General features: G+C 58.1%; 20 protein-coding genes and 1 pseudogene. 10 read left to right on the plus strand and 11 right to left on the minus strand.

Annotated elements, in window-relative coordinates; translation table 11 throughout:
* Window position 1 precedes the first annotated feature (1 nt).
* From EKK30_RS08665 to EKK30_RS08680, 4 genes are all read right to left on the minus strand, one after another.
* Window positions 2-526 (minus strand): HD domain-containing protein, encoded by a 525-nt coding sequence (locus tag EKK30_RS08665; protein ID WP_290983271.1) that lies wholly within the window; start codon window positions 524-526, stop codon window positions 2-4.
* 158 nt (window positions 527-684) lie between these two features.
* Window positions 685-1,635, minus strand: coding sequence for a patatin-like phospholipase family protein (locus tag EKK30_RS08670; protein WP_290983274.1), 951 nt, complete (start codon window positions 1,633-1,635; stop codon window positions 685-687).
* A gap of 512 nt (window positions 1,636-2,147) precedes the next feature.
* Window positions 2,148-2,579: a low affinity iron permease family protein gene (locus EKK30_RS08675; protein WP_290983277.1), complete on the minus strand. Its 432-nt coding sequence runs from the start codon at window positions 2,577-2,579 to the stop codon at window positions 2,148-2,150.
* A gap of 135 nt (window positions 2,580-2,714) precedes the next feature.
* Window positions 2,715-2,957: a PsiF family protein gene (locus EKK30_RS08680; protein WP_290983280.1), complete on the minus strand. Its 243-nt coding sequence runs from the start codon at window positions 2,955-2,957 to the stop codon at window positions 2,715-2,717.
* A gap of 221 nt (window positions 2,958-3,178) precedes the next feature.
* On the opposite strand from EKK30_RS08680, the gene EKK30_RS08685 reads away from it, so the two are divergent.
* Complete coding sequence (locus tag EKK30_RS08685) at window positions 3,179-4,276, plus strand: transporter substrate-binding domain-containing protein (RefSeq protein WP_290983283.1); 1,098 nt, start codon at window positions 3,179-3,181, stop codon at window positions 4,274-4,276.
* Between the two features lie 13 nt (window positions 4,277-4,289).
* Here the strand turns inward: EKK30_RS08685 and EKK30_RS08690 are convergent, their stop codons facing one another.
* The gene (locus EKK30_RS08690; RefSeq protein WP_290983286.1) at window positions 4,290-4,592 is read right to left on the minus strand and encodes a hypothetical protein; all 303 of its coding nucleotides are present in this window, start codon (window positions 4,590-4,592) and stop codon (window positions 4,290-4,292) included.
* Between the two features lie 222 nt (window positions 4,593-4,814).
* Window positions 4,815-5,021 carry a hypothetical protein gene (locus EKK30_RS08695; protein ID WP_290983289.1) on the minus strand — a complete coding sequence of 69 codons (207 nt, stop codon included), beginning with the start codon at window positions 5,019-5,021 and terminating at the stop codon, window positions 4,815-4,817.
* Window positions 5,022-5,263: 242 nt separating this feature from the next.
* Here EKK30_RS08695 and EKK30_RS08700 point away from each other — a divergent pair, with 242 nt between their 5' ends.
* Entirely contained in the window at window positions 5,264-5,614 is a 351-nt protein-coding gene (locus EKK30_RS08700) for a hypothetical protein (protein WP_290983292.1), read from the plus strand.
* A gap of 59 nt (window positions 5,615-5,673) precedes the next feature.
* Window positions 5,674-5,862 carry a hypothetical protein gene (locus EKK30_RS08705; RefSeq protein WP_290983295.1) on the plus strand — a complete coding sequence of 63 codons (189 nt, stop codon included), beginning with the start codon at window positions 5,674-5,676 and terminating at the stop codon, window positions 5,860-5,862.
* A gap of 72 nt (window positions 5,863-5,934) precedes the next feature.
* Here EKK30_RS08705 and EKK30_RS08710 read toward each other — a convergent pair whose 3' ends face one another.
* A complete protein-coding gene (locus EKK30_RS08710; protein WP_290983298.1) occupies window positions 5,935-6,288 on the minus strand; it encodes a hypothetical protein in 354 nt (117 codons plus the stop codon).
* 428 nt (window positions 6,289-6,716) lie between these two features.
* Between EKK30_RS08710 and yghU the strand changes: the two genes are divergently transcribed.
* Window positions 6,717-7,586 (plus strand): glutathione-dependent disulfide-bond oxidoreductase, encoded by an 870-nt coding sequence (yghU, locus tag EKK30_RS08715; protein WP_290983301.1) that lies wholly within the window; start codon window positions 6,717-6,719, stop codon window positions 7,584-7,586.
* A gap of 31 nt (window positions 7,587-7,617) precedes the next feature.
* On the opposite strand, the gene EKK30_RS08720 is transcribed toward yghU, so the two are convergent.
* Window positions 7,618-7,914, minus strand: coding sequence for a hypothetical protein (locus EKK30_RS08720; RefSeq protein WP_290983304.1), 297 nt, complete (start codon window positions 7,912-7,914; stop codon window positions 7,618-7,620).
* 263 nt (window positions 7,915-8,177) lie between these two features.
* Here EKK30_RS08720 and EKK30_RS08725 point away from each other — a divergent pair, with 263 nt between their 5' ends.
* Genes EKK30_RS08725 through EKK30_RS08740 form a run of 4 tightly spaced genes read left to right on the plus strand, consistent with a single transcriptional unit; the run spans window position 8,178 to window position 9,586 of the window.
* Window positions 8,178-8,429, plus strand: a complete 252-nt coding sequence (locus tag EKK30_RS08725) for a hypothetical protein (RefSeq protein ID WP_290983307.1) — start codon at window positions 8,178-8,180, stop codon at window positions 8,427-8,429.
* A 38-nt stretch (window positions 8,430-8,467) separates the two neighbouring features.
* Window positions 8,468-8,758, plus strand: coding sequence for a hypothetical protein (locus tag EKK30_RS08730; protein WP_290983310.1), 291 nt, complete (start codon window positions 8,468-8,470; stop codon window positions 8,756-8,758).
* Window positions 8,759-8,770: 12 nt separating this feature from the next.
* A complete protein-coding gene (locus EKK30_RS08735) occupies window positions 8,771-9,268 on the plus strand; it encodes a hypothetical protein (RefSeq protein ID WP_290983312.1) in 498 nt (165 codons plus the stop codon).
* Window positions 9,269-9,280: 12 nt separating this feature from the next.
* The gene (locus EKK30_RS08740; RefSeq protein WP_290983315.1) at window positions 9,281-9,586 is read left to right on the plus strand and encodes a hypothetical protein; all 306 of its coding nucleotides are present in this window, start codon (window positions 9,281-9,283) and stop codon (window positions 9,584-9,586) included.
* Here the strand turns inward: EKK30_RS08740 and EKK30_RS08745 are convergent.
* From EKK30_RS08745 to EKK30_RS08755, 3 genes are all read right to left on the minus strand, one after another.
* Window positions 9,583-10,191, minus strand: coding sequence for an alpha-ketoglutarate-dependent dioxygenase AlkB (locus EKK30_RS08745; RefSeq protein ID WP_290983317.1), 609 nt, complete (start codon window positions 10,189-10,191; stop codon window positions 9,583-9,585). The genes EKK30_RS08740 and EKK30_RS08745 overlap by 4 nt on opposite strands.
* Window positions 10,192-10,589: 398 nt before the next feature.
* Window positions 10,590-10,877, minus strand: coding sequence for a hypothetical protein (locus EKK30_RS08750; RefSeq protein WP_290983320.1), 288 nt, complete (start codon window positions 10,875-10,877; stop codon window positions 10,590-10,592).
* Between the two features lie 77 nt (window positions 10,878-10,954).
* Window positions 10,955-11,167 (minus strand): hypothetical protein, encoded by a 213-nt coding sequence (locus EKK30_RS08755; protein ID WP_290983323.1) that lies wholly within the window; start codon window positions 11,165-11,167, stop codon window positions 10,955-10,957.
* Window positions 11,168-11,484: 317 nt separating this feature from the next.
* Between EKK30_RS08755 and EKK30_RS08760 the strand changes: the two genes are divergently transcribed.
* Both EKK30_RS08760 and EKK30_RS08765 read left to right on the plus strand, forming a co-directional pair.
* Window positions 11,485-12,879, plus strand: a complete 1,395-nt coding sequence (locus tag EKK30_RS08760) for a DUF1254 domain-containing protein (RefSeq protein WP_290983342.1) — start codon at window positions 11,485-11,487, stop codon at window positions 12,877-12,879.
* A 182-nt stretch (window positions 12,880-13,061) separates the two neighbouring features.
* A pseudogene (locus EKK30_RS08765) lies at window positions 13,062-13,558 on the plus strand (hypothetical protein); the annotation flags it as partial.

A 13,558-nucleotide genomic window follows, 5' to 3' on the forward strand; every position in this document is an offset into this window, starting at 1 on the left:
CCTAACAGGACGCAGCCTCCGTCACCGTGGCTGCCCTTTGAAAGAGCGGAAGCCGCAGTAGGCGACTACCTTCAACTTCGGCCATCTTTTTCAGTGCAAGGCGCTTCTCTTCGAGAAACGTCGGGCCGAAGTTCGGGTTGTGCACCACTATTGCAGTGCCGTTGTCGATGATGTCAGCAAGCTTTATCAACTTAGCGTCCCAAGGGGCGCGAGCAAGCCGCCACGCCGCTTGCAATGCTTGAGCCTCGCGACTGCCCTGCTCGCTATCGGTGAGCCAAAACACGAGCTCTGCGACGGCAGGGCCGAACATCTCAATCAACGCGTCGATATTCGTGTCGGACTTTTCGAGAGTGTCGTGCAGAAAGGCCGCCGCAATGAGGTCGGAACCTTTGTGCCCATGCTCGGTAAGAATCGACACCACGCCGTCCAGATGCACGATGTATGGCCTGCCGTCGTGCTTGCGTACCTGCCCGGCATGCTTCGAACGCGCGAAGTCTCGAACATGCTGTAAGGTCGCGACGGTCATCTAAGCCCAACAATCCTCGATAGCCTTCGTGTGAAAACACGGCGCATAGACGCATCTGAACGGAAAACGGTTTCACAGGCGAGTTGTCGCCCTCGATTTGCTCATAAGGCCGTGAAAACACGTGAGCGGGGCTCACATTTGCGGCGCCGCGTTATCCGTCAGCTCGCAAACAAGCGCGTGTTGATGAGCGTTGCGGGGGGCGAACTCAGGTAACTTTCTATCATCGGAATGTGCGGTTTTATCGCCGCCTTGCCACTCTCGATCATTTCCTCCGCTAGGTGGAAATCCAACACGCCGATCCCAGCCAGATTGGGAGCGACGAGAAGATCGGGCGGATCTCCCATCAGCCGCGCACGCGCAATCCTGTCATGAAAGATGCTGAAGGAATTCAGAATCACGGACGTAATACCGGGAGCTCCGTCACTTCGTCCGAACAGCTGGCGATGCAGAAGTTGGAAGGCCCCCCGGCCGTTCCAACGGGTAATTGGCGCCTCCTCCACAACGGTTTCCTCGACAGGTTCGCCGTCTTCGTCCCCGATGCAAATGCCCCCGCGCCCGAATTCGGTCGTAAGGTTCACGCCGACCACCAGGCGCGCTCCCAACGCACGGCACACTGACACCGGGACGGGATTGACAAGGCAGCCATCGACTAGCCAGCGGCCGTTCAAGCTGACGGGCTTGACGATTCCGGGGATCGCAGAGGAGGCCCGCACCGCATCCGTCACAAGACCGCGGCGGAGCCAAACCTCTTCACCGGACGAGAGATCTGTGGCGATGGAAGCAAACCGCACCGGCAGGTCTTCGATGCGAATGCCACTAAGGTGACCCTCAAACTGATCAAAGAGGCGCTGGCCCGCGATCAGGCCAGAGCCCGAAACGCTGAGATCGAGAAAGCTGAAAACACGCCGTCGGGTCAACTCCCTGGCAAAGGCTTCGAGAACATCCAGGCATCCTGCCGCGTAATGGCCGCCGACGATGGCCCCAATCGAAGTTCCGACGACGATTTCAGGCTCGAGTCCGGCTTCCGCGAGGCCACGCAGTATCCCGATGTGGGCCCAGCCACGTGCTGCACCTCCACCCAAGGCAACCGCAAATTTCTGCTTCGCCATCGGAACCACCTCTCGCCGCGGAGATCCACGGCCCACGTCCCAACGCAGATGGTGGGTATTTTGTTCTCGACAAGCGCGTTCGGCAATCGTCTTGGCGGATTATCGCAAATGGAGGGCGTTCCGGCCTCGCAAGGCCCTCGCTTGGATGCGGCTCAGATTGCCAATTCCGAGTCCCGCTCCATCCAATACAGGTCCGCCAACCGGTCCAGCAAGGGTGCCGGGAGCGGCGTTTGGGCGATGTCCGAATGGAGGTAGGAATTGGCCAGAACGAATGACGAGGCCTTCGCGTGACTTTGCGGCAATACAATTGGCTGCCGGTCGGAGACGTCTGGCATCGGCACGAAATCCGTTGGATGCCAGAGCGAGGATTGCCAAGCCCGGGCCATTGAGACCGACCAGATCCAAACTGCCATTGCGGGGTGCATTGCCATTCTCCGATTGAGGTCGGCTGATGTAACGCGCGCGGCCACCGGTAGGTTTCGCCCTGCGACAACGCTTGCGCTCGGTGAGTGTCAGGATTTGCGATGGCGCGCGAATTCTTTCTGAATCCTCTCCATCTCTTCTTCCGTGCAGTGTTCTAGGTCGATCAGCCTATTGCGGGCGCTTTGGGTGCACCGGATCAGCTCGTCGAGTTTCAATTGAATGGCGCGACCATCTTTGTTCTGACTATGTTGAATGAGGAAGACCGCGAGGAACGTCACGAGCGTAGTGCCCGTGTTAACAACGAGCTGCCAAGTATCCGAATAGTGAAAATACGGGCCGGTGGCGGCCCAGACGATCACCGACAACGTGGCGACCACGAATGCTGACGCCGAGCCGATTAGGAGCGCAGAGCGACCGGCTAACTCCGAAAACCCAGCCAACATCTTTTGCCGCCAATTTCCGTGCGGCTTCTCGATCGGGTGTTCTTCTTCAGCTGTGACGGACGGGGTTGTGTTGGTCATGTCTCGCGAGCCCTGAAGTAGAGCAGCGGCCACAACCGAGAGCCGCCGCTCCTGACAGGAATTTTATAGCTGCGTTATAAAACGCGCTTCTCGCAATCATTGTTCCTGTTGTTCCTTAGCTCGCCGATACCGCTGTCAGGTACCGGTGGCATCCTTAACGCACTTCTTCGTAAAGCTCGTCTCGGCCGCGCCGTGGAGCTTCTTATCCTTCGCGTCCGACGAACATTTCGCCTTCGCGTCCTTCTCGCATTTCGTCATGAAGCTTTTGAGCGCTGCGCCCGCCAGTTTCTTGTCCTTGGCTGTTGCGCTGCATGTCTCATCCGCAAGCGCTGCACCAGAAAGCCCAACGCTCAAGAGACAGATCAGAAGTGTCTTCATTCCCATTCCTCCAATTCGTTCAAGCCGCCTGCAGTCTCTCAACTTAGTCATCAAGCGGATAGTATGTCATCGTAGCCCATTGATTCCGGCAATTGACCGGCGATGGGCTTACTGAAAAGTAAAGTAAAAACCCGTCCGCGCACTGTTCGTGTCATGGCAGGACAATTGCGCTTGCGCTAACCCTCGCGTGCCGCAGATCGTATTGCGAAGGGGGCTTGGGCATGGGGAAACTGACGAGATTTGTCTGCCGGCTGGTCACGGCGCTGGCATGCATCTCCATCGCACTTGCGTCAGCCAGCGCGGAAGACGCGGCGCCTGCCCTTCGCGTAGCTACGCGCCTCGTGCCTCCCCTCGTTCAACGCGATGGTGATCATCTCACTGGCTTCAGTATAGACCTTTGGAATGCCCTGGCCGGACGGCTCGGTGCAAAAACCGACTTCATCGAAATGCCGGATGTCGCCTCCCTGCTCGATGCGGTTCATGCCGGAAAAGCAGATGTGGGCATTGCCGCCATCTCGATCACCGCAGATCGCGATAAGGTCTTCGACTTCTCGCAACCGATGCTCAGCTCGGGGTTGCAAATTCTTGTTCGGGGAAAGGCGGATCAGGGTGCTCCAAACCCGCTGCAAGGGTTTATGCGTCTCACTCTGTCGCCTATGATTTTGGTCTGGCTCGGTGTCGCCGCCATTCTCATCGTCATTCCCGCGCATATCGTTTGGGCATTGGAGCGAAGAGCACCTAACGGCATCGTCCCTGATGCGCGCTATTTTCCTGGGATATTCCACGCGCTCTGGTGGGCAGCCGGCACGCTCGCGACGCAAGCGGACCAGATGCCGAGGCAATGGCTTGCTCGCGTAGTTGCTATTTTGTGGATGTTCACCGGCGTTATCTTCGTCGCCTATTACACCGCCCAACTCACGGCCGCGCTCACCGTCGAGCAGATCCAGGGTGACATCAACGGTCCAGACGATCTGCCTGGAAAGCGCGTGGCAACAACCCGAGCCAGCACCGCTGCCTCATTCCTTCGGGAGCAGCACGCACGCGTCCAAGAATTCGAAACGGTAGACGCGGCGTATCAAGCGCTTCTCGGCAGCACCGCTGACGCTGTTGTTTTCGATGCTCCGGTCCTCCTTTACTTCGCAGGACACGACGGCAAAGGCCGGGTTCAAACCGCAGGGAGCGTCTTCCGCAAAGAGGATTACGGCATCGTGTTCGCTGAGGGCAGTCCGTTGCGCAAACGCGTCGATCGCGCCCTTCTCGAACTGCGCGAGAATGGCACCTACGCCCGGCTCTATCAGAAGTGGTTCGGCCCGAGTTGAGAGCGCCTCGCGGTCATTTCGGTTGCACGCTCTGATCGCCACCGGGTTCACCTGGTGGAATGATCACAGGCATCTTATCACCCGTGCTGGCGGGCGGCGCCTGATGCATTTCCGGATCCACCCCGTGCGGTGGCTTGAGCACGCCATCGTTCTCGTTGAGCTTTTTACTCAGCGGCTTTTCAGCGTCTTTCGTCGCCCCGTTATTCGGAGATGCCTCGGGTGGAGCGGGCGTGGTTTGGGCACAGGCCAGTGACGCCAACAGCATGGGGGCGCTGACAACTAGCGTGAGTAGCGCCGATTTTTGATGATGTCCCATGGGCGGCTCCCAATTGCTGTGACTTAGCATCGTGGAACGGGCGAGCTGCCGTCGGGTTCCGATTGAACTTAAGTCGCGCAGTGCGCGCGGAACGGAACGAATGCTGGTTCGTATCCCCAGCGCCACGGCACGCACCTACCCTCAGTGCGACTGCCCCCAATGCCGTGGTGAAACGGAGCACCTCGATTGAGCAGGGAATCGGGGTGCTCCATAATTTTCTCCTCACGGATGTTCTTCGGGCCGCGATTCCGGGACCTGGGCCGATTTCTTCATCAAACTGTTCAGCTGACTAAATAACAACCTGCCCTCGACCTGATCGTCGAGGTAACCTTCCTCTCGCAGTTTGCGTTTGATTTCCGCGACCGTGGCGCAACGGCCGGAACGAGCCAATTCAAACGCGCGCTCCAGTTGAGAAATGCGACTGTCCACAGCGAATGCTCCTTGCACTATCCGTTTTTTTTCCGTCAGTTATCGTCATCGGGAGCATGATGCGCGAGAATGGTTGCGCGACACCTTGGCAGCTATTCAGCGGGTCTTTTTTCTCGCGAACGACCAGCTTCGCAGCTATGTGCCTGCGCTAAATCCGGTCCCGCGATCACGCGTTCCGCCAGCCATACCCAAAATGGTTCGGAGTGCGATGAAGTTCCGGAACAAATTCGGAATTGTTTAACATGACACATCGCCATCATCTGCCGCACGTGACCCGCGTCTTGGTAGCCTGCAGCCCGACCTACCATAATCACCGGGCCATTATGGAAGCGATCGGCTCGATCTTTCTCGATACGATCGAGGAGCAGCGCGAATATTATTATTTCGCGTGTCCGGCGATGTCTGAGATCTTCGATGACGGCGCGCTCAGCCCCCTCAGCTTCCGCGAACTCGCGCACGAAGATCCCGAAATCAAGCAAACCTTGCAGAACCTGAAGTTCACCTATGTCGTGGCCGGCGGCGAAGACGCATTCGTCGAGAAGCTGCTTTCGGATGTCGGCGGAAGTGGAGCGTCGCTGGTACGTCTTGCGTGAAGGCTGCTTGCGACCCATCCTAACCGGGCCCCCACGTCAGCGGAGAAGGAGTTAGGGTGATGGACAAACGCAAGACGCAAGTCATCGAACCGGAAGAATTCGATCCGGAAGCGCCCTCGCCTGTTCCGGAGCGTCTTCCAGGCCGTCCTCAGGACGTTCCCGCATATCCGGGTGACGAAGATGACTCCGACGACGAGCGGGACGATGAAAACGTTGCTGTTCCCGAAGATGAGAACGACGAAGCCTGAAGAGCTCTTTCTCGCAGCAAAAAGCCCTCGCTTGTCAGGCGAGGGCTTTTGAATTTCGCGCCTAATCAGCCGCTAGTTGATCAGATCGTAAGTTTGCGGGCTGTGTTCGGCTACGAGGCCTCTGACCGCGATAATCGCTCCCGACATATGACGCCGTGTCGGGTAGCGCGCGGGAGGTTCAGACGTAAACACTGAAGGCGTGTTTCTCGCCGCGAGCAAGCGGCAGAACGCAACAGTTTGAGGGTCGCGCGAATAAGGAAGCACTACAGCGTCAATCGTCTTCGCATCGAGCAGCAATTCGGCGACTGCGAGACTTTCTACGACGTGCGCTTTCGCGCCTGCCGCGACAAATGATTGCCTCAACCCGAAGGCGGACTCGCCTTTCGGGTCGATTATCAGAATGGATAGATCATCGAGGGTGGTCATAGTGGGTACCTTGCGGCGCGATGCGGTCGCGCTTTCCGCTTGGAGCTCGCACTAATCTGGCGAGCAGTCCCAGGATGACAGCAACGCAACGGGGCAACGCAGCTGACCGGAAATACATAAAGCCCCGGTGCCCGAAAGCTACGCAGTTGCACCGAGTTCAGGCAAGCGGAAGTTATCCGTTCAATCCAACAATCGTCATTGCATCGCACATCGCCCGAAAGCGATAAACTTCATGCAAATTGCTACTAAGTCGAATGCGAAAGCGCATTGACGGCCGATAGGCTCTCCGTTCGAAAGCCAACATAGCGCTGCGCCCATAACAACATACAGCGATCGGCACTCTCATTTAAGCGCGTCAGAAGTGCGCTAGCGCGCAACTGCGAGAGCGGTCATGATAACTGACCGTCTCATCACAGCGAAGATTTTTCATGACACAATCATCAGATTACACGCCTCCCAAAGTGTGGACATGGGAGAAGCCGAGCGGCGGCCAGTTCGCAAATATCAATCGTCCGATTGCGGGCGCCACCCATGAGAAAGCGCTTCCCGTCGGCCGCCACCCATTGCAGCTCTACTCGCTCGCGACGCCTAACGGGCAGAAGGTGGCCATTATGCTCGAGGAGCTCCTGGCACTTGGCCATAGCGGTGCAGAATATGATGCGTGGCTCATCAATATCTACAAGGGTGACCAGTTCGGGAGCGGTTTCGTCGAGGTGAATCCAAACTCGAAAATCCCGGCACTGATGGATCGCAGCGGAAGCAAGCCGAGACGTGTGTTCGAGTCCGGCGCCATTCTCCTGTACCTGGCTGAAAAATTCGGGGCGCTTCTGCCCACGGACGCGGATGCGAGAACTGAAGCGCTGAACTGGCTCTTCTGGCAAATGGGAAGCGCGCCCTACGTCGGCGGCGGGCTCGGACACTTCTACTCGTACGCCCCCATCAAGATCGCTTACGCAATCGACCGGTTCGCAATGGAAACGAAACGGCAGCTCGATGTCCTCGACCGCCACCTCGCAGAAAATAACTTCATAGCGGGTGGCGAATACTCGATAGCGGACATCGCGATTTGGCCATGGTACGGCAATCTCGTCAAAGGCGAGTTGTATGGCGCGGCCGAATTTCTTCAGGTGTCAGACTACGCGAATGTCGTTCGCTGGGCGGACACCATAGGCGAACGTCCCGCCGTGAAGCGCGGCCGAATGGTCAACCGGATTACCGGACCACTTTCATCACAGCTTCACGAGCGTCACGATGCCAGCGACTTCGATACGAAGACGCAGGACAAGGTGCAAACCTAGCCGGACCTATTTTCGGGACGCGGCGCGCTGTCTAGCAGCCGCGCGCCGCCATGCACTGGCCATAGCCAGGCTCGCTCACGCCGAACTGGCCAAAGCAGCTGTGACGTACGTCGCTGCAATGGACCTGGTAGTCGCTCTTTGGCGGGATGCCTGAGTTGTTTCCGTTCATGATCTGAGACCACGGCACATCCAGGAAGACGCCGCTATTCTGCGCCCACGGATTCTGGCGAGCACCGTTGCCGCCGCCCGCGGGGCCTCGCATATCTTCCGCGAGCGCGGCGCCCGCAACAACCGTGCAAATTAAAAGTCCCGTAACGAGCGCTTTCATCGAACACTCCGATCTGGATTCTCAAGGTCCAATATGCAGCGTGAACCTTGCCGGAGCGTATCTTTGCTACGGGAAGTTGAGCCGAGGTTAGAAGCCGGAGAAGAAGCGCTCCAAAAAGGCACATTTTGCCTAGAGCTTCGCTTTGCTGGGTGCGCAGGAGCAAGTGTCAGCCCGCCCTACGTCACAGAATGGTCCAAAATGCCCACGGAACCGGAAGGGGTAACGGCCATTACCGGTGCATGAGTGTGGATAACAACAAGCAAATGGCCCCGCGTCTTCTGCTCCGCCGCGGATGTATCGAGGAGCTTCATTGGGTTGAGGTGTTCAAGGACCGCGTCGCCGAAGAGTTAAAGGCGGTGTTGCAGGATGGAATGGATTGGACAACGTCGTCTCCCATTCTGAACCTTCTGAACAAGCTTGAATCCGTCGAGGCGGACCGAAATCAGGGCCGCAGTCCGAACACTGAGAGTTCTCGCGTTGCGGAACAAAGCGCCGACACCGCGCGTTCGCGGTGAAGAAATTCTCACCACTTCAGCCATCGGGAGTACGGCAAATGGCGCGCATCGAAACATCAGAACAGGCAAGAGCGGCCACGCATGATTTCACGGACAAGGCTGTCGACGCCGGCATCCGTGCAGTGGATTCGCTTGAACGTTCGGCGGCAAGTGCTCAGGAGATGGGCGATCGCTTGATCTCCAAGAGTTCTGAACTCAGCGACAACGTTCAGAAGGTTGCGAAAAATTTCTCAGCCGCATTGGACAAATCAGTGGCAGACCAGCCTCTCACCACGCTGGGCATGGCTATCGCCGCAGGCTTCGTGCTCGGCGCGATCTGGAAAGCTTAAAATCGGAGAGCGATGGTGTTCGCAAGCTTATTCGAACGAGCGGAAGCGAGCGTCGACAATGCGATCGGCGATCTCGGTAACCGCGTAATTATCACCATCCCCTTCATCGTTGCGTTGGGGTTTGGAGCCGCGAGCTTATCGCTGTTCGTGAACCGGACCTATGGCGCTGAGGTCGGCAATCTGATCGTCGCCGGAGTTTTTGCCGTCCTCGGCGGCATTATCGCGCTGGTGGTCAAAGCTCGCAGGACTGCGCGCACTGGCTATTCAGCCCAGTCTGAAGCGCAGAAGGAGACGGCCAGAGAAGCTCAGCCTGCCATGTCGAAATCCTTCTTCGACAACGAGCAGCTTATGGGCATTGCATCTGCCGCGGCACCGATATTGCTGCCTGCTCTGCTCCGGACTGCAACGAAGAACTGGCCGCTCGTCTTAGCGGTCGCTGCTGGTCTCTATGTTTTCAGCATGTCGGACAGCGGCGACAAAGCCGCTGCGCCGCTAGCGCCCCAAGCCTAAACAGGAGTGAAAATGTCAGCCGAAATCGACGATACAGACGGCTCGAACGTCATCGAGAACAACCCGACGATCGCACTGCTTGGCGCTGCAGCCGTTGGCTTCGCGCTCGGGGCGGTCATCTGGCAGTACAGGCGCACGCCAGCGCAGCGCTTCGGATCCTTCGACCGCGCGGTCGACATGGCGCGCTCAGGTGCAATCGATACGGTGCAGAGCCTGCGCCGGCGGTTGCGAGAAGAAGGCTATTCTCCATCGGACATAGAAGGCCGCGCGAAGAAGTTTATCGGTCAGCTCATAGATAGCGCTCAGCGGCGTTTCTAAACGCTGCGTTGGCCAGCTTTGGCTCGGCCCTTCTCAGATAATGTTCGGAATGTGATTGACCATCGCGGGGCCCTAAGCTCCGCGATGCTGTGCTCCCAATGATGCCGAGCTTCGCCAGACAGAACGTAGATCGATCGCGGAGCGAGCGGGATGGTTCTCCGCTCGAACCCTTTCTCGAGCCGCCGTCGAAATCGCATGGGGGCCGACGCGCCCAACGATATACCGATGACCTGCTCGAACACCGGCCGATCGCGATGCCAGCCAATTCCCGCGCCAACATCGTAACGTGTCAGTAGCAGTTGCTCGAGAGCGTCCGGACAGAGCCCGGCGAAGGACGCCGCGCGCTCACGGATAGGATGGAACTCCTCGGGGATCGGTGACGTCTGGCCGAAAGTAGCGGCCTCGAAATCGTAGTTCCACCCAAACGTCACCGTCAGGCGCTTTCCGAGCCATCCCTGAAAGCGAAAAGGCGTCAGCTCAAAGGCATTGATCCGCTCGATCAGGGCTCGTTCCTCGGCGTCGGAGAGGAAGCTCTCGGCGTAGACGAGGCCCGGCAGTTCGGGCGCGCCAAATAGATCGGCTGATGCAGACGAAACGGTGGACATTTTGAGAACGTGGGGTGTCAGCCCTAGCTTTCAACCGCCGGAAAGGGAACACCCCGGCGCGGGGGGAGCCGGGGTGTTCGGTTCAGCCACGATGGGACGGGATGGCGCGGGGGGAACGCCTTATACCGTGGCATCTCAAGGACTATTTCGAACGAATTTGGTTCCTGCCGCAGCGCATTATTTTCGCTGACTGACGTCGGGTCGCAGTTTACGAGGGCGATTGGGCGATCAGAGGCGCAAAAAGAAACACCCCGACGAGCGAGGGCTGCTGCCGGGGTGCAAGGTCTCACCAAAATTTGCCAATGATGGGGAGATGTTTGACGTTTGGTCCGGCCGCCGATTCGGTTCAAGGTGCAAGCGGAGTTTTCAACAACTTGAGAACTTCTCGAAATGCAATCTCACTCATGGCGCCAAATAAACTGCCGGCCCTGTTCGATGATGTCGGTCAGCCGATCCACCGCGTCGCGATGGTACTCTGCCGACTCGTTTATCTCTCGAATCATGTTGGCCTTCACGGCCTCGCTTCGCGAGCTCACACGTACGATCATAGCTTCGATCGCCAAGAGGTCGACCAGCTCGCTATGGCAACGAATGGCGTCTTCGACCGTGTGGGCATCAAGCGCCCGCTCGTACGTCGCGTCGATCGCCTGCTGGGTCAGCTCGTAGCTGGTCGGACGTAAAGACATCGGATCCCCCGGGTTACGCGTTCAATACGCGCCAACGGGGTGCTGGTTTCATCTAACGATAAAAAAATAATCGCCGTTCAGGCAGCAGCCGACGCTCTTCCCGCCCGTCGAAACATTGCCTCCACAAGGCATGCGCGGTCCCGCTCGCCATCTTCAGCGGCTTGGAACAAGCGGCGCACCATGTCGGGGATGGAAACTTCCAAATTGCGCTCAGCCGCCTCTCGGACAGCGCAGTCGAGCGCGGCGTAGAAGCTCGATAGCTCCGATGCCGAATAACCATGCGTTCTCATGAAAACGTCCCTCGTCGTGCAGACAGCCCCCTGCCTACGCGCTGAAACACTGGTGGCCGTGTCTTGGTTCCACTTTGGCAAAGGCAAATTTTTCCCGACGAGAAAACTGCGTTCATCGTTCGTTAAGTCCGGGCTTGCCGCCCAGATGACCCGTCGCATTAAGGCTGCCCTCATATTTGCCTCTGAAGTCGCGCGGGCTTGACTTGAGTCAACGTCCAGACGGATGCACAAAGAAATTCAGTGTACGTTTCATAAGAAAAAGAAGCGCTCTGGGAGGTCTCGAAATGAAATCACAGGTCATTGCGGCCTTGGTAGGCATGGCTGTTGCTGGTGGCGTGTGCGGACATGCGCTCGCAGAAACGTCCCTCGCCGAAGAGGAAGCACACGCGATCGGCGTCGACGCCTATCTGTATTTCTATCCGCTCGTGACGATGGACGTTACGCGTAAGCAGGCGACCAACATTGAGCCTGGAAAAGTCTTCGGTCGCGGACCGATGAACATGTTCGTGAGCGTGCCTGAGTATCCGCCGGCATCGTTCCGAGATGTCGTTCGGCCAAACTACGACACGCTTTATTCGATCGCCTGGATCGACATGACCAATGAACCCATGATCGTCTCGGCTCCCGATACTCACGGCCGCTACTACTTACTGCCCATGCTCGATATGTGGAGTGACGTGTTTGCGTCCCCCGGTTGGCGCACCACGGGCACAGAAGCCGCGAATTATCTCGTCGCCCCGCCCGGCTGGACGGGTTCGCTCCCCAACGGCGTGATCCGCATCGATGCGCCGACGCGTTTCGTTTGGATTATCGGGCGAACAAAAACGGACGGGCCACAAGACTACGCGGCGGTGCATGAGATCCAGGCGGGTTTCAAAGTGACGCCACTTTCGCAGTGGGGGAAAACGCCGACGGCGCCCGTGGTCACAATCGATCCGTCAGTCGACATGAAAACCCCACCGAAACTGCAGGTCGACGCGATGACAGCGGCACAGTTCTTCGGCTACGCGTCCCGACTGCTCAAAGACAATCCCCCCCACATCACCGACCAGCCGATCATCGCGCGGCTGAAAAGGATTGGCTTTGAACCCGGCAAAGACTTCGACCTCGATAAGGCTGCTTCCGCTGTGCGCAACGCGTTCGCAACCGTCCCACAAGAAGGGCGCCAGCTCATGGCCTGGAAGGTCCCGTCGCTGGCTCGCATCGCAAATGGATGGTCGATGAACACCGACACGATGGGCGTGTATGGCAACTATTATCTCAAGCGCGCCATCGTCGCGCAGGTCGGCCTAGGTGCAAACGTTCCGGAAGATGCCATTTATCCGATGAACCTCGGTGATGAGACGGGAAAGCCGCTCAACGGCGAGAACAATTACGAGCTCCATTTCGACAAGGGCGACTTGCCTCCCGTTGACGCGTTCTGGTCGATCACCCTTTACGACTCTCAGGGCTTTCCTGTCGCAAACGATCTCAACCGCTTCGCCGTGAGCAGTTGGATGCCGATGAAGCGCAACTCCGATGGCTCGCTCGATCTATATTTTCAGAACGAGTCTCCTGGCACAGAAAAGGAGAACAACTGGCTGCCTGCGCCGAAGGGCGCGTTCAATCTCGTCATGCGCCTCTATGCACCCAGGTCAGAAGCGCTGACTGGCAAGTGGAACCCGCCACCCGTCGTACGGATGCAATCCAGTCCTAACTTTTCCGCTCAGTAGGCGCCCGCGAAGTAGATTTTGACCCTCTCGGAGTTGCCGAGAGGGTACCAATAGTGACTGGCCCACCGATGTTTCGCAACTAAACGTCGTATACGGATCGTCGTTGCTAGCCTGCCACGGTTATGCGTGCGCAGACGCGCTAGAGTGCGCTTCGGGGAATCGTTCTCCTTAGCAGGCTCGCCATGAACACTCCTCTCCGCACTGTGCTCTTAGGTCTTTGTTTGGCAATTAGCAGCGCAACCACGGCTTCGGTCGCGCGCAGCGATGGTCTATCGGAGCGCGCGGCACCGCGAGAGAGCGACGACGGCTGGTCCCTCGTCTTCACCAGCTATGGCTGGATCCCATGGCTGTCCGGCAACACCATAATCAAGGGGCGTTCGTTCGACGTCTCTGTCGATCCCAGCGATATGTTTGGCCATCTAGACTGGTCAACACTTCCGGCATGGATGAGTTATGCAGAGGCCCGCCGCGGAAAGCTCGGGCTCTTCAACGACATCGTCTATGCCAGCCTCAGCGGCTCGCGCGGGTTCGGGAAAGACGGCCAACACGCCACGTTTTCCGGAAACGTTTCAGCCGACTACACCCAGCTGACGGTCGAGGCCGGCGGTGCCTACGAGATTTGGTCAGGCCGCAATCCGGTCGCTTCCGGATCAAGCGCGTTCGACCTTCTCGGCGGCGT

The organism is Hyphomicrobium sp. (genome assembly GCF_003987855.1).
In the GTDB taxonomy this organism is placed as follows: Bacteria; Pseudomonadota; Alphaproteobacteria; order Rhizobiales; family Hyphomicrobiaceae; genus Hyphomicrobium_B.